The sequence below is a fragment of the Streptomyces sp. NPDC047917 genome (assembly GCF_043204345.1).
GTDB classification, from domain to species: Bacteria; Actinomycetota; Actinomycetes; order Streptomycetales; family Streptomycetaceae; genus Streptomyces; species Streptomyces sanglieri.
Window position 1 is genome coordinate 21,477 of the sequence record NZ_JBIDCA010000026.1, and the last position, 14,475, is coordinate 35,951.

Sequence of the window (14,475 nt, forward strand, 5' to 3'; positions counted from 1 at the left end):
GGATTCTCCTCGTTTACGTCTTCAGGGGTCAGGTCGCGGTCGCGGAGCGGGTGGGTGTGGAGGCGGACGCGGGGTCCGCGTCAGCGGCGTGTGCGGCCGTCTGCGTCGCCCGCAGGTCGGGCCAGTGGTGTCGTACGGCGTCGCGGACGTCGCGGAACACCTGGGCCTGGGCGTTGTGCAGGGCGCGCAGACGGGGGTCCGGCTCGAAGGTCTGCGCGTCGTCGCCGAACTGGGCCAGTGCGGCGGGAAGGTCGGGTGCCGCGCCGACGGCGACGAGGGCCAGCGCGCCGGCCCCGCGGGCGCCGAGTTCGGCGAAGGTGGAGCGGACGATACGGCGCCCCGTCACGTCGGCGACGATCTGGCAGACAACCGGCGACTGCGCCCCGCCGCCGCAGAGCCGGACCGTCGCGTCGGCCTTGATGCTCAGCACATCCATGCATTCGCCCAGGGACAGGGCGATGCCCTCGTACACGGCGCGCAGCAGTTCTCCCGGGCTGGTGCGCACGGTGATGTTTAGCCATGCCGCCGAGGCCGCGGTGTCCACGAAGGGCGCGCGCTCACCACTGACGCTCCCGTAGGGCAGGTAGAGCACTCCCCCGGCGCCGGCCGGAACGGCGTTGACGATTTCCTCGATCTGTGGCCATTCCAACCCGGCCAGGCCCGTGGCCTCGCGCGCCCAGTCGAGGTTGGGGGTGCCGTTCATCGGGGCGAGGCACTCGATGACCTGCGTGCCCTGCCCCAGGTTGAGGGTGATGACCGGGACGTCGGCGGGCGCGCTGACCTGCTCCTGTACGGCGCCGACGAACGCGGTGGTGCCGAGGATGGCGTACGCCTCGCCCGGTCCGACGACCCCGAGGCCGACGCCGCCGGCCGGTGTGTCTACCAGGCCGGTGGCGACGGGCAGACCCACGGGTAGTCCGGTCTCGCGGGCCGCCTGCTCCGTCACTCGGCCGCATACCACGTCGGGTGGGAACAGGGGCGGCAGCAGCCGGCGGAAACCGTCGTGGCCCAGGCCCTCGATGAGTTCCTCGGAGTAGCGCCCGGTGGCGACGTCGAGGTAGGTGCGCGAGGCCTCGGAGGCGTCCGTTCCCACGACTCCCGTGAGCTGCAGGCGGATCCAGTCCTTGCAGTTGAGCTGAGTGGCCGCGCGAGCGAGGAGTGCGGGGTCGCTGTCCTGGAGTTCTTCCAGAAGGACGGGCAGGGCCCCCGGGAACAGGGCCGAACCCGTGGCGCGGCGGACCAGTTCCCCGCGCCCGTCGGCCTCCCATCGAGCCACCCGCTCGGCGGCTCTGCCGTCTAGCCACAGTACGGCCGGCCCAGCAGGGCGTCCGCCCGCGTCCACGAGCCATGCACCGTCGCCCTGGCCCGTCACGCTGAGTGCGAGCAGTTCGACATTGCCGGCTTCGGCCAGGGCCGCACTGATCGTCTGTGCGACAGCGGACCAGACCTCGTCCATGTCCTGCTCGGCGCAGTGCGGTTGCGGCCGCCGGATACGGACCGCCGATCGGGCGGTCCCGAGCACGTCACCCGTCGTACTGATGACGACGGACTTGACCGACGTCGTGCCGGCGTCGATGCCCAGCACGGCCTGAACTCGGCTTCTCATCGTTACCTACCTACCTGCCCCGTTCGGATTCTCCAGCGGATCGGCCTGCGGCGGTTGCTCGGAGCCGACCCGGGTGGCCGCCGGGGGAACCGGATCGACCTGCGGGCTGTGTCCCGGGGCTTCGACGCCGGCCTCTCGCAGGAGGAAGGTCAGGAAGATCCCAACGACGTAGAGCGCCGCGAGGATCCAGACGACCGGAGCGACACCCAGCGGCCCGACCAGCGCCGCCACGGCCGGACCCCCGAAGTTGCTGAGGCCGGCACCGAGGTTGAGGACCGCGACCGCGGCCGCCTTGTGCTGCGGGGCCAGGAGCGGGACGACGGCCGACAGCGGGACGTACATACCGAGCGCGAGACCGTAGACGATGCCCAGAGCCATGATGACGACGTAGTTCGCGCCGACCGCCTGCGGCAGGTAGTAGAACCCGAGCACGGTGATCGCGGTGGCGGCCCCGCCGCCCCAGGCGATGACGTTGATGCGGCCGAACCGGTCGGAGGCGTAGCCGGAGATGAGGTTCGCGGCCACGTTCGCCGCGAGCATGGTGCCCCAGATCGAGGACCACTGCGACTGGCTGAAGCCGATCGTCTTGACCATGTACACGTTGAGGAACACGGCGAACGAGTAGTAAGAGATCGTGTTGATGAGGCGGACCGCGCCGCCGATACCGACCTTCGGGCGTTCCTTCATGATGACGATGCCGCGCTTGAGGCCCTCGACGGTCTCCGCACGGGTGACCTTGCGCGCACCGGCCCGGGACTTCACCAGCACCGCCACCATGAGGGCGGCGATCGTAACGAAGACCAGCGACGACCACAGGGTCACCAGCTCTCCCAGCGGGTCCACCGCGGCGGCCACGAAGTACCCGCTGATGACGCCCAGGCCCATGGCGTTGAAGAACCAGTACCAGCCGACGGCCTTGCCCATGACCGCGTCGGGCGTCTCCATGGTGACCCAGACCAGGAACCCGTAGGCAAAGAACGGATAGCCGATGGCGCGGATCGCGTAGGTCGCGATCATCACGGCGTAGTTCTCCTGCATGACGCCGAGGGTCAGGAACCCGACCTCCAGCACGATCCACAGACCGGCGCCGATGAGCATCACCCTGCGGGGGCCCCAGGCTTCGGCCAGGGCGCCGGCCAACCAGGCGGCGACCGCCACGACGATGCCGTAAGCGCTGAAGAGTCCGGCGACCTGACTGCCGCTGAACCCGCGTTCCTCCAGGTATGTCGAGAGGAAACTGAGTTCGATCCCGTCGCCGACCATGAAGAGCATGAGGGCGATGAAGCCCCAGAACAGGACCCGGGAGATCCCCTGGTTGGTGAGGGCTTGCGTCCACCGGCTCTGCGGCTGCGCGAGGCCGTCCTTCGTCGTCATAGACTCCTCCTCGACGAGCCTGAACATTTGTACACTCGGTGAACCGGTGCACAAACATCATGACTCCGCCGCCCGCGCTGTCAAGGTCCATGTTTCGCTCCCGCGGCCCACCGCGGCGCTCTCCGCACCGGGAGCGGCAGCCCTCCACTCCGCTCTGACCAGCAGTGATGCGAGCATGACGCCCATCTGCCGCACCTCACGAAATCGCGCGTGACGCTCCTTCACCACAGCCCGGGCGCGAACGCCGTGCGGGCAGACGGCCCGGGACCGACGGGCAGCTAGGAGCCGCCCGGCCAGCGCTTTCACCGCACACCACCGGCGCCCGCGGATTGAGGCTCTGTGGTGCACCGCCAAGGCGTCCGAGCCGGGCGGCCCCGGCTTCACGCAGCATCCGACGGCGTACGGCGGTCATACCCCGCACCCCGCCGGAGATCCATCGGACCTCCTTGCGCTCCGCAGCGCGGCCGGGCATCATGACGAACGGAGGTGCATTGGTGCGAACAAATGCTCACGACCCATTGCTCGGTAAGGTGGCCCGGCTCTACTACGACCACGGACTCACCCAAGCCGAAATCGGCGAACTTCTCGGCCTGTCCCGGGTGAAGGTGACCCGAGTGCTCGCCGAGGCCCGGCAGGCCGGCATCGTCGAGATCACCGTGCATAGTGACGAGCGCCCCTTCGCCGACGTCGAGGCAGCCCTCGTCGGCCGGTTCGGCCTGCACAGCGCATGGGTGTGCCCCAGCCTCGGACGCGGCGAGGAGCGCTCACCCTCGTCGCTGGGCGTCACCGGGGCGGAGGCCCTCGCCTCGGTCCTCCCGCACGTCCAGCGTGTCGCGGTCGGCATGAGCACGGCCGTCGCGGCCAGCGTCGCCCACCTGCGCTACCAGTCCGACACGGCCATCGAGGTCGTCCCCCTGGCTGGAAGCCGCGGCGGGCGCTCCAGCAACGCCAATCCGCACGAGGTGGCCACCAGCCTCGCCCGTGCCGTCGGCGGCACCGCGTACCACCTGCCCGCCCCGCTCCTGGCGACGACTCCCGAGGCGGCGGAAGCCATCCGCGGGCTCGACGAGGTCCAGGGCACGCTCAATGTCGCTGCCGCGGCCGACGCTCTCGTCCTCGGTATCGGCGGCACGGCCGGCGTCGCCCAGGCGCTGCGCCGCTCGGTCACCGATACCGAGTTCGCGGCCCTGCGTGAGCTCGGCGCCGTCGGAGACGCGTCCGCCCGCTTCTTCGACGCGAACGGTCAAGCCGTCGACGGCCCGATCGACCGGCGCGTCATCGGCCTGGCGCTGGAGCACATGCGGGCGATCCCCATCCGCGTGGGCATCGCGGGCGGCATCGAGAAACACATTCCCTTGTTCACCGCACTGGAGACCGGGCTCGTCAACGTCGTCGTCACAGACATCGACAGCGCACGCGCCGTCCTCAGTCGCCCCGTCGCCACCCCCGCGACGGACTGAAACACGCAGAGGAAACACAATGAAGCACCCCACCACCGTCGAGGGCCTGTTCACCCAGCTCGCCGAGATAGGCCGACTGGCCGTGGAACGCGGCCTCGTCCTGGCCAGCGGGGGCAATCTCTCCGCGCGCCTGCCCGGCAGCGACACCTTCGTCGTCACCGGCGCCGGCACCTGGCTGGACCGGCTCGGCAAGGACGACTTCACGGTCATGACCCTGGCCGGGGACGTCACGGGCGGGGCCGAACGCCCCTCCAGCGAATGGAAGCTGCATCAGCGCACCTACCAGGAGCGTCCCGACGTCAACGCCGTCATTCACCTGCACCCCCAGCACACCGTTCTCCTCGACGCTCTCGGCCACAAGATCCGGCTCGTGTCCCTCGACCACGCGTACTACGTGCGCTCCATCGGGACCGTCCCTTACAACCCCAACGGTTCCGACGAACTCGCCGACACCACGGCCGAACGCGCGAAGACGCACAACTGCGTCATCCAGTCCCACCACGGCTGCTCCGCGCACGCCGAGGACATCGGCATGGCCTTCCGCCGCATCATGAACCTTGAGGAAGCCGCGATCGCGACCTACAGGGCCCTCACGCTGGGCGACCAGGACACGACGTTCCCCGCAGAGAGCTTCGCGGCTCTGCACCACGCGTGAACGGCGGTTGACGATCTTCACACAGCGACGACCCGCGGCGCGCGGAGTTCAGCGGCCACGTCGGGCATGAACCGGCCGCCTCGACGCTCTCGTCCGGCCGTCAGAACGGCATAACGTCACGGGACAGCCAGTCGTGCTCCCAGCGAAATACCGGACCCGAATCTCAGTGCCAGGTGTTGTCGTTTCCGGAGGTCCGGGTCGGGAGTCGGTAGCCGAATTCCTCCCGGAGCTTCGGTGCGGCCGCGTCCGAGCGAATCGACAGCGCGACGAGCACGGTGAAGCCGAGCACCCAGCTGCCCGCGACGATCAGCACAGGCGCGATATCAGTGGTCCGGGGGATCAGGGTGCCGAGCGCTCCTGCACCCAGCAGCGCCCAGACCGTCGTCGCCGCGTGCACCTGTAACGACGCACACCACCAGCAGTGGAGGCTGATCCTGAGGGCTCCGTGACCGACACCCTGCGTGTGTACGAGATCGCGAACCGGAACAGCGGTCTGCTCCCGCGAGTCGACGCCAACGCCCGTGCGGCGATCAAGCAGCACGCGGCGGAGGGCAACCACCGGGACCGGCAGTGGCAGCTGCTCCCCGTGTGACATACGTGGGAGGCCTCGGCCCGCTCCCCGGCCCCCTCGAAGCCAGGGAGTACTGGGAACACCGGCACTACTGGAGCCGGACGAGTTCTCGGCAGTCGCTGGGGGCCATGCGGGCCTTGGGTGCCACCTTTGATGGACGGATCCGCACCACCTAATGTTCGACGCGCTGAAAGCCGCGATCAGAAAGTCTGCATCGCTTCCGTCCCGCACCGCTCCGCGTGTGGGTGTATAGATCTGGCTCGCATGGGTACGCCCCAAATAGGCGCCGAATCGGAAGCCACTCGACCCGAAGGAAGCCCTGCCAAGGCACTCGGCGAGCAAGCCACGAGGAATTCTCTCCTCACAGCGCAACGCGGCTCTTCGCGTACGTACCCGGCGCTTCCTGGAGGCTAGTACGTTCCTTTCGCATAGGTATTTCTCTCCGCCAGAAGTTTGGCCCTGCAGGACTCTGGAGAACGCGCCCGTCTCGAAGTTCGCCTCAGGTGAGGCAAGGCGAGCAGAGGCCTGACCGGCGGAGGAGGAGGACATGATGGCCGGAATCCATGAAATGCTGCCGGACGAAGGTCTCTCCGTTCCGGAGGACACCCAGATGGCTGCCGGTGCGACACCGCCCGCCGAGTCGGGCGTTTCCGAACTCGGCCCCCCGCAGGAAGCCCCACGGCGGAACTGGCGCCCGACACCCCTGACGCCGGTCCTGGCGGTGTTTGTCCTGATCCTGCTTCTGGTGGCGGCGCTGGCGATCTACAAAGTTGCGGGGTGAGAACACGCCCCTGAGGAGACCGCGCTGCCCGAAGAGCGGCTGTGGCCGGGGCCGTCGTGGGCGCTCCGCTCGACGCGGCGCCGACGGGGCCGACGGGGCCGACGGGGCCGACGGGGCCGACGGGCTGAGGGTTTCGGGTTTCGGTCGCCGAACAGACCGTGTGGTTTCCGGTGCCGCTGGGCCACAGGAGTACGTCCCCGTCCCCGGCCAGCCGGAGGAGACCGTCGGCCGGGAGGTCGCGGGCGAAGGTCCCCGTCACCGGCGATTCGGTACCAGTGTGGAAGGCGAAGGCCACGGCATACGGATCGTCCGATCCGTAGCGCAGGCGGGCGGGTATCGTGACGCCCTCGTGAACCGGCGGTGACCAGGCGCTCGACCACGTCGCGAAGCCGACCCGTCCTGACGGCCGGTTGATCCCTGGGGAGCAGTGCGCCGACACCCACTGGCGTGTCCGACCCTGGCGGCTTCGAGACGTGGGAAAGCGACGGCGGCACGGTTCAGGGCGTCGCCGCTGCGCGGGTGGCAGCACGTGTCCCTGACGCACCCGCAGTGCCGACACCCGCGTAGGACGACGCAGCAGGACGAACTGCCGGTCGGGGGTACGTATCAGTGCGCCCAACCGGCTCACGGGAAGGGCGCGTACCAGGGCGACGAGAGAACCCCGACCTTGGTGTTATGGCGCCCGAAGACGCTGCGCCACCGGGGCGATCAGCCGGGCCGTCCAGGGGGCGGCGTCTTCGGGAGCGAGGCCGCTCGCTTTCATCCCAGCCGATCCCGCGGGACCAACGGCAGGAGAGCCCCCATCGCCTTCTCAGGATCGGCGACAGAGATCGCCAGCCGGCTGAACGGCGCGCCCCGGCAGAGTCCCACACACAGCACCGGTGTGCCGGCACGTACCAACGTGAAGTCCTGCCCCTCCCGTAGGTTCCGGACACCCGCGCACACCTGTCCCGGGATGCACGTGCCCCGATCACGCTCACCACGAAGCGCACGCCACCAGTCGGGTTCGATATAAAGCTGGCGCAGCGCCGACACCGGAACCCGCACATTGCGGTGGTGTGCCAGCGCCTTCTCCCGCCAGGACAGGTGAAGGACGATATCGGTCCCCTCGACTGCCACCCTCGCCATGGTCTCTCCTTCATGGTCAAAGTGCCCGGCGCATCACGATGCCTCGGGGCGTCGTCGGCTAGATGTAGATCGGGCTGAACGCCCGTACCGCAGCCCGCAGGGCTCGGGAGAACGAGGCACTGCGCGAGGCCGTCCGCCCTGTCCCCTCGGCCGCCGGGCGATGACCGAGGCGCGGCGGGGCGCACTTCCCTCCGAGGTTCGAGCAGCTCATGGTCGTCAGCTTCACCATGACGATCGACCAGCCCGAGACCGGTAGGCGCCCGGCCCGCTCTGCCCAGCCCGGCCGGTCCTCCAGGCGGGTGCGGGCTGATGGGCGTCGAGGACTCAGGGGGGTTGGGGGCCTGGTTCGGGCCGGGGGCTCTTCCCCTGGTTTCGCCGGTCTTTGTTCCGTCGCCGCGTTCGGCGGTGATCGCATCTGACCGTGGCGGGCCCGGTGCCCTTGATCTCGGTCCAGTTCGGGGAATGCGGTCCGGAGGACAGCTGGGCGCAGGTGACCTCGGCGGGTCAGCGGATCCCGGAGTCGAGTACCAGGGTGACGGCGCCCCGCAGCAGGAGCGCTGCGCCGCCGGGGCGGTCAGCCGGGCCGTCCAGGACAGGCCGGCGTCTTTCGCGTCGTGCTCCTGGGCGACGGCGACCTCGGCCCACACGCGGACCAGGATCCCGTCCGTGCGTTCGACGGTGGCCAGCCCCTCGTAGGGGTTCACACCTCCAGTTTGCGCCGGCGCCGGGGCTGCCGCGGGCCGTGACCGGTTGGGCCTGCCCCGGCTCAGCGGTGCCCGCAGTCGCACCACTCACCGCTACTCGGCGGGTGTCCTGCGTGTCCGCGTGCTGTCCCGGGTGGCGGGCGGGGCGTCGGGGACGTATGGCTGGAGTGATGCGGCGGCCCGGCAAGGGTGGCACGCGGGGCGCGGGAATCGCCTCCCGGCCTGCCGCGCGGGCAGGGCGGATGGATGGGATCTGGACCGTGACCTCAAGGGGCCGCGGAAAGACCGGGCTGAAGCCGGAACCGCTTCCAGTCCGAGAAGGAGTGCGTGATGACCGGCGTGCTGCATCATGCGGCGATGGTTCGGCGGAGGTGCTCCGCCCTCTTCCCCGAGAAGGGGGCGGAGTGCCGCCCGACCGTGGCCAGGCACGGGTGCGCCAATCAGGCGGCGGCGCCAGCCAACCAGATCGCACTGTCGCGCCCAATCTCCCCTCGGCCAGTTGGGTGTACTGGTCTCAGGCGTACGAGTCCGCCCCCTCCAGCCAGGAGGAGAGGGCAGACCGCCGCCCGGCCTCAACCGCTGGCGGCTGACGGGTGGGATGAAAGACCGAGCGACGGCAGCAGCTAACCAGCTTGCGCGGCTCTGCCCAAACGCTCCGAGAGGCATACGGGCATCTGCCGGAGCTCGGGGTGCTGTGTGCAGCAGCCTGTTGCACGCTGAAGGCATGAGCGCTGCCCCCATCGTCGTCCACCGCCCTTCCTCGGCAGGCGGCCGGGCGGTCACTATCAATGGGGAGATCGCTGGCCTCGCCCGCGACGACGGCGACCTCGTCGAATTTCTCCGGCGGGCCGGGATCTACGACGCCGAGAATGCCCTCGATAACCCGAACTGGGTCGAGTGGCGCGGCGGCCACGCCCACCGCTACGAAGCGGCGTGACGTGTCAGCTGCGTGTTTGAGGGTCTTCCGGTACGGGCCCGGCGCGGTGTTACGGAGCCGGACGAATGCCGTCACCTGCCGGTGGGCCTCGCGGCGGTGGCCGTCCTGCAGGAGACGGACCAGCAGGAGCTGGAGGCGTCGAGGACGATGTCCCCGCCGTGTCCGGTCAGGTGGAGCGGCAGTCCCTGCACGGGGTGCAGGTAGGCGGCGTCCATGGCATACATGGCCGCCTCCAGCACCGGCTCCCCTTCGGAGGGCTGTCCGCCGGGGAACCTGAAAGTCCTCGCCACCAGTCGGTGCTCGCCGGAGTCGTCGGCCCTCTCATCGAAGTCCCCGTACTCATCGGCCTGGTCTACGCCGCCTTTGCTGCCCGCCGCTTCTCCCCCAGTCCGCCCTGGCTACCGAACCGGCCGTTGTCCCGGAAGGTCCCGCCGGTGCCTGAGTCCAAGCTGCACAGGATGGGGCGAGGCAGCGAAGACCTCGACCAGGTCGTGCGGCACATTGCTGCCGAAGTGCCTGACCCCCTGCTTCACGCACTCCCGTCTGTGTCGGCCCGATGGGACGCGTCAGGCAGCGGGAGTTCGATGCGGAACGTGCAGCCCTGGCCGGGTGCAGTGTCCAGAGTCAGCCGGCCGTCGTGGGCGGCGACGAGGGCGTGGGCGATGGCGAGGCCGAGGCCGGAGCCGCCGGTGGTGCGAGCGCGGGAGTCGTCGGTGCGGTAGAAGCGGTCGAAGACGCGGTCGCGTTCGGCGGGGGTGAGGCCCGGGCCCTCGTCGGCGACCTCAAGAACGGCCCGGCCGCGCACGGTACCGACGCCGATACGGATCGGGGTGCCGGGCGGGGTGTGGATGACGGCGTTGCCGATGAGGTTGGTGACGACCTGGCGCAGCCGGGCCTCGTCGGCGACGGCGGGAGCGGTGGCCGGTTTTCCGCCGCCTGGACCCGTGAGGGTGATGCGACGGGCCGCGTCCAGGGCTCGTACGTCGTGGAGGGCGTCCGCAGCCAGGGTGCGCAGGTCCATGGGGGCGAGGTCGAGCGCGAGGGTCGGCTCTTGGCCCGTGGCTGCTTCCTCGTCGAGGCGAGCCAGTAGGAACATCTCCTCGACCAGCCGGGTGAGGCGTTCGGACTCGGCGGCGATCCGGGTCATGGTCTGGTCGATGTCCTCGCGGGTGGGCAGGGCGCCCATGCGGTAGAGGTCGGTGTAGCCCTTGATGCCGACGAGGGGCGTGCGGAGTTCGTGGCCTGCGTCGACGAAGAAGCGCCGGGTGCGTGCCTCGGCCTCCGCGCGGGCCTGGAAGGCCGTGTCGATCCGGTCGAGCATCTGGTTGAGGCAGGCGGTCAGGTGCCCCACCTCGGTGTGCGGGGCGACCAGTTCGGGGACGCGGTGGGAGTAGTCACCAGCGGTGATGGCGGTGGCGGTCTCCTCGATACGGGTCAGGGGTCGCAGCCCGGAACGCACCGCGAACCAGCCGGCAGCGGTGAGGACCGCGAGCAGGGCGGCCCCCACGGTCAGGGAGAGGTTGCGGGTCTTGGTGACGGTGCGGTCGACCTCGTCGAGGGAGGTCGCCACGACCACGCTGCCCCGGTCCTCTGCCCTTTCGGGCGGGAAGACCTGGGCGGGCTGGGTGAGGGCGATGACCCGCCACTCGTGGTCGCCGCCCTTCGCGGGCACGGTGAACGGGTGGCCCTCGTGAGCGAGGACGGCCGCGTGGTCGAGAGCCGGGAGCTCGGGACCGCCGCCGGGGGGTGCGGTGCTCGTGTCGAACGCCCTGCTGGTGGCACCGTCATCATCCAGATAGGTCACGGTGGTGTCGCCGAGGACGCTGAGGGCCTGCACGCTCGGCGGGGTGTCGGCGGGCGGGGCGACGCGGGCGGCGATCTGCCCGGTGAGGACGAGCCGGTCGTCGACGCGGTCCTGGAGGTAGCCGCGCAGGGCCGTGGTGACGATCACGCCGGTGCCGAGGAGACCGACCGCGACCAGTGCGATGGACAGGCACAGCAGGCGGGTACGGAGAGACAGCCTGCTCGGCCGCCTCTTGGCCGGCCACCAGGCCGGGCGCTTCACGGCCGGGGCTCGCGGACCGCGTAGCCCACGCCTCGGATGGTGTGGATCAGTTTGGGCTCGCCCTTGTCGACCTTGCGGCGCAGATAGCTGATGTAGGTGTCGACGATGCTGGGGTCGCCGCCGAAGTCGTACTCCCACACAGCGTCCAGGATCTGGTTCTTCGTCATGGTCCGTTCGGCGTTGGCAACGAGGAAGTGCAGAAGGCGGAACTCGGTCGGGGACAGTCGCACGTTCCGTCCCGCCCGGGTGACGTGGTGGCTGTCGGGTTCCACTTCAAGGTCGCCGACGGTGATCCGCGCGGGCTGCTCGCCCCGGGTGCGGCGCAGTACGGCGTGGATGCGGGCGATCAGTTCTTCGAGGTCAAAGGGTTTGGTGACGTAGTCGTCGCCGCCGAGGCGCAGGCCGTTCAGCCGGTCCTGCCGGTCGTCGCGGGCGGTGACGAAGAGGACGGGCACGTCGCCGCCCCGGCCTGCCAGGAGTGAGCGGGGCTGGGCCCGCAGGCGGCGGATCACCTCGAAGCCGTCCATGTCCGGGAGCATCACGTCGAGCAGGACGAGATCCGGCGTGCGGGCCGCGGCAAGGTCGAGGGCTTCCTGACCTGTGGCAGCGGCGTCGACGTCGAAGCCGGCATAGCTCAGTGCGGTGCGCAGCAGTTCCCGGACGGTGACTCGGGAAGGGTACGGACCACGGGGGCGACGACGGACACCGCCTGAGGGCCGCCCTCCGTGCCACCCCAAACGAAACGCACAGCCGTAACAACACGGCGGCGGGATGAGCGGGGTCAGCGCACCGGGCCGTGGCAGCTGGTCATGTTCGAGGCGAATGCGGCCGACCTTGTGCACGGGCAGAGCGGCGCGTCCGCCCCGTGCCACCGGCATCCCCGCGCCGAATAGCGCCCTGTACCCGGCCGGCTCTTCGTGCGTGCGTCGCGCACACGAGTTCCGAGGTGTGTCGGTGCGGGGTCGGGCAGGAAAGAACCGCGCTCGCCCCGGCGCCACCCCCTGATCTGACGATCTCTTCGAAAGGCAACCTGGTGAGCGTGCAGAACTGGAACCCTGCCCGGATGACCTCGCACCCCGATCACCCCTGTGTGCTGCCCGGCGTTCCGTCGTGGCTTCACGATGTGCACGTGCTCGACACCCTGGTGCTGCCCCGGCTCGCCGACGCCGTCGAGGACGAAACCGAGACCGGCTGCTCGGCCGGACTGCCCGATGCCCCGTACCGAGCCGCGGCCGACGCCATCAGCAACCTCGCCACGGCCCTCCCCCAGCCCCCGTCAGCCCTTCTGCCGCCGGCCTCGGGGTCACTTCCGACGCGGTGTTCCTTCGGGCGGTACCCGCGTGGGAGACCGAGGCCCTGTGGCAGGCCCACATCGCCCTGAAACAGGCACAGTGCGGGGAACCGGATGCCGCCGGGCTCGGCGGTCTGCTCAGGAAGTGGGCGAGGACTGCCACCCGCCCCAGTCCGTCAGCGACATTGCGGGCCGGCTCAACCGCGTGCTCGCCGTGCTGCTGCTCGACATTCCTGCCGTCCGCACACTCGCCACCGCCCTCGTTCTCAACACACCGCAGGACACTCACATCCAGACCGCCTACGAACAGATCCACACAGCCTGGGCCACGGCCGGCATCCACTGACCGGCACCATGCGCCCTGCCCGGCCGCCGGCAGGGTGATCCGCGTGCGTGGCAGGGGCTGGAGTTCGGTCGGCGCCGGACGGACCTCGACCAGTTGCGGTTTCCGCCGGTCAGTGTGGACGCCTTCGTCTCGACTGCCCACGGCCGGCACCCACGAGAAGGGGAAGTTCGGCGCGGCCATCCTGTACATCACGCACGGGCCGGAGATGACGGACGTCTACGCTGGGCTGGGCTGCACCCTCTCCCCCGACGGCATCGGCATCCCCACGCCGTTGGGCTTCATCTGCCACGGCCCGATCAAGGGCTTCTGCTTCTCGGTGAAGCCGCTGCGCACCGGCGTCCAGATGCAGGCCATGCCCACCCCCTACGGGCGGCAGCTGGTCATCCGTGGCATCCTGCCCGGCCCGGCGCATTGAGCCAGTGACCCGCGCACACCGATCCCCCGAGCGGATACGCGCAAGCGAGCCCCGAACAGCATCGGTCCGGTGTGACGAGCGCTTCAGCCGGCGGGTTCCGCCAGCTGAAGCGCGAACCGTCAACGGCCCGTGAGCCCGCGTGTCACGCGTAGCTGAGGATCACGATCAGCGCCACGCACTCCGCCAGGAGTTGCGCGATCAACGCAACCCGACGAACCCGTACCGCGGGCGCGACCAGTGCGACGACACATGCCACACCGCTCACGCCGACGTTCCACACGAACAGCGTGCCGGGCAGCGACGAGCCGCACTGCTCCCCGTACGTCAGACAGCGCCCCGCGCGCTCGGAGGAGAGGGCCAGCAAGCCGACAGCCAACGCCGCGGGCACAAAGAGAACGGCGGCCAGGAAAGACCAGAAGCGGCTACTGCGGCCACCGAAGCCTGTGCGGTCCGTGGCTCGCCTCTCCTTGGTTGCGGGCGTCGACCGGGACTCTGCTGTGTTCATGCCCCGATCAAACATCGGGCGCCCGGTCAGCCGCTGCCGTCCGGATACTCACATCGCGGATGCGAGGTACTCAACTTGTCGTTAGCCTCGTCTCCGTTGGGGGGGGGGTGGGGATGGAGAAGGCGGTTCTCGAATCCGTCAGGTACTCCGCTGTGTGCCAGGACTGCGGTGCTGAGCTGGAGTGCTGGGGAGTTCAGGCCCTGGTGGACGGCCGGTTGCGATGGGACGTTGAGTCAACGTGTTCCGCCTGTGGATTCGCAGTAGCTATATGTGGTGGCGACGTGCCAGCCGAACGGCGGGAGCAGATGCTCTCCGAGCATGGACCCGCGAGGCTGCAGATAAGCAGCCCGCCCGCGACGAACGTCGCCATCATGCGCGTGCTGCGGGCTGAGCTCGGCATCGACCTGATGAACGCCAGGGCTGTGCTGCGCCGTGTGCTGGACGGTAATTACTCAGGGACGCTTCCCGAGATGGAACACCTGGCCCGCGCGCTTCGGGAGTCCGGCATGGCCGCTGCCGCTACTCGGTAGAGAGCAATCGTCAAGATCTGTGGATGGGACCGCGGCCTTGTCAGCGGGGCGGGTTAGGGTGGGCGGCGCCCGCTCGGGTTCCGGCCCGCAGTGTCTGCCATGGGCGG

The 14,475-nt window shown here is 69.8% G+C and carries 16 protein-coding genes and 1 pseudogene; 8 read left to right on the forward strand and 9 right to left on the reverse strand.

The window, feature by feature from the left end; all coding sequences use genetic code 11:
- Positions 1–28: 28 nt before the first annotated feature.
- Positions 29–1,606, reverse strand: a complete 1,578-nt coding sequence (locus ACGF8B_RS40675; RefSeq protein WP_392747797.1) for an FGGY family carbohydrate kinase — start codon at positions 1,604–1,606, stop codon at positions 29–31.
- Positions 1,607–1,612: 6 nt separating this feature from the next.
- Complete coding sequence (locus ACGF8B_RS40680) at positions 1,613–2,980, reverse strand: MFS transporter (RefSeq protein ID WP_392747798.1); 1,368 nt, start codon at positions 2,978–2,980, stop codon at positions 1,613–1,615.
- Positions 2,981–3,474: 494 nt separating this feature from the next.
- Between ACGF8B_RS40680 and ACGF8B_RS40685 the strand changes: the two genes are divergently transcribed.
- Together ACGF8B_RS40685 and ACGF8B_RS40690 are read left to right on the forward strand one after the other, a co-directional pair.
- Positions 3,475–4,440: a sugar-binding transcriptional regulator gene (locus ACGF8B_RS40685; protein WP_392747799.1), complete on the forward strand. Its 966-nt coding sequence runs from the start codon at positions 3,475–3,477 to the stop codon at positions 4,438–4,440.
- A gap of 19 nt (positions 4,441–4,459) precedes the next feature.
- Entirely contained in the window at positions 4,460–5,095 is a 636-nt protein-coding gene (locus ACGF8B_RS40690; protein WP_392747800.1) for a class II aldolase/adducin family protein, read from the forward strand.
- Between the two features lie 163 nt (positions 5,096–5,258).
- Here ACGF8B_RS40690 and ACGF8B_RS40695 read toward each other — a convergent pair whose 3' ends face one another.
- Positions 5,259–5,492 (reverse strand): hypothetical protein, encoded by a 234-nt coding sequence (locus ACGF8B_RS40695; RefSeq protein ID WP_392747802.1) that lies wholly within the window; start codon positions 5,490–5,492, stop codon positions 5,259–5,261.
- 48 nt (positions 5,493–5,540) lie between these two features.
- Here ACGF8B_RS40695 and ACGF8B_RS40700 point away from each other — a divergent pair, with 48 nt between their 5' ends.
- Complete coding sequence (locus ACGF8B_RS40700; RefSeq protein ID WP_392747804.1) at positions 5,541–5,687, forward strand: hypothetical protein; 147 nt, start codon at positions 5,541–5,543, stop codon at positions 5,685–5,687.
- Positions 5,688–6,213: 526 nt separating this feature from the next.
- Complete coding sequence (locus ACGF8B_RS40705) at positions 6,214–6,447, forward strand: DUF6480 family protein (protein WP_392747805.1); 234 nt, start codon at positions 6,214–6,216, stop codon at positions 6,445–6,447.
- Between the two features lie 163 nt (positions 6,448–6,610).
- On the opposite strand, the pseudogene ACGF8B_RS40710 reads toward ACGF8B_RS40705, so the two are convergent.
- A pseudogene (locus ACGF8B_RS40710) lies at positions 6,611–7,075 on the reverse strand (SsgA family sporulation/cell division regulator); the annotation flags it as partial.
- A 131-nt stretch (positions 7,076–7,206) separates the two neighbouring features.
- Positions 7,207–7,575 carry a hypothetical protein gene (locus ACGF8B_RS40715; protein ID WP_392747807.1) on the reverse strand — a complete coding sequence of 123 codons (369 nt, stop codon included), beginning with the start codon at positions 7,573–7,575 and terminating at the stop codon, positions 7,207–7,209.
- A gap of 1,428 nt (positions 7,576–9,003) precedes the next feature.
- Between ACGF8B_RS40715 and ACGF8B_RS40720 the strand changes: the two genes are divergently transcribed.
- Positions 9,004–9,216 carry a hypothetical protein gene (locus tag ACGF8B_RS40720; protein WP_392747809.1) on the forward strand — a complete coding sequence of 71 codons (213 nt, stop codon included), beginning with the start codon at positions 9,004–9,006 and terminating at the stop codon, positions 9,214–9,216.
- 71 nt (positions 9,217–9,287) lie between these two features.
- On the opposite strand, the gene ACGF8B_RS40725 is transcribed toward ACGF8B_RS40720, so the two are convergent.
- The 3 genes from ACGF8B_RS40725 to ACGF8B_RS40735 all read right to left on the reverse strand — a co-directional run bounded on the left by ACGF8B_RS40725 (position 9,288) and on the right by ACGF8B_RS40735 (position 11,934).
- Complete coding sequence (locus tag ACGF8B_RS40725) at positions 9,288–9,506, reverse strand: hypothetical protein (RefSeq protein WP_392747810.1); 219 nt, start codon at positions 9,504–9,506, stop codon at positions 9,288–9,290.
- A gap of 239 nt (positions 9,507–9,745) precedes the next feature.
- Positions 9,746–11,281, reverse strand: a complete 1,536-nt coding sequence (locus ACGF8B_RS40730) for an ATP-binding protein (RefSeq protein WP_392747812.1) — start codon at positions 11,279–11,281, stop codon at positions 9,746–9,748.
- The gene (locus ACGF8B_RS40735; RefSeq protein ID WP_392747851.1) at positions 11,278–11,934 is read right to left on the reverse strand and encodes a response regulator transcription factor; all 657 of its coding nucleotides are present in this window, start codon (positions 11,932–11,934) and stop codon (positions 11,278–11,280) included. Before ACGF8B_RS40735 ends, ACGF8B_RS40730 begins: the two co-directional genes overlap by 4 nt.
- 783 nt (positions 11,935–12,717) lie before the next feature.
- Here ACGF8B_RS40735 and ACGF8B_RS40740 point away from each other — a divergent pair.
- Both ACGF8B_RS40740 and ACGF8B_RS40745 read left to right on the forward strand, forming a co-directional pair.
- Positions 12,718–12,918: a hypothetical protein gene (locus ACGF8B_RS40740; RefSeq protein WP_392747813.1), complete on the forward strand. Its 201-nt coding sequence runs from the start codon at positions 12,718–12,720 to the stop codon at positions 12,916–12,918.
- A 43-nt stretch (positions 12,919–12,961) separates the two neighbouring features.
- Positions 12,962–13,333, forward strand: a complete 372-nt coding sequence (locus ACGF8B_RS40745) for a hypothetical protein (RefSeq protein ID WP_392747815.1) — start codon at positions 12,962–12,964, stop codon at positions 13,331–13,333.
- 142 nt (positions 13,334–13,475) lie between these two features.
- Here ACGF8B_RS40745 and ACGF8B_RS40750 read toward each other — a convergent pair whose 3' ends face one another.
- Complete coding sequence (locus ACGF8B_RS40750; protein WP_392747816.1) at positions 13,476–13,838, reverse strand: hypothetical protein; 363 nt, start codon at positions 13,836–13,838, stop codon at positions 13,476–13,478.
- 305 nt (positions 13,839–14,143) lie between these two features.
- Here ACGF8B_RS40750 and ACGF8B_RS40755 point away from each other — a divergent pair, with 305 nt between their 5' ends.
- Positions 14,144–14,368, forward strand: a complete 225-nt coding sequence (locus tag ACGF8B_RS40755) for a hypothetical protein (protein ID WP_392747818.1) — start codon at positions 14,144–14,146, stop codon at positions 14,366–14,368.
- Positions 14,369–14,475 lie beyond the last annotated feature (107 nt).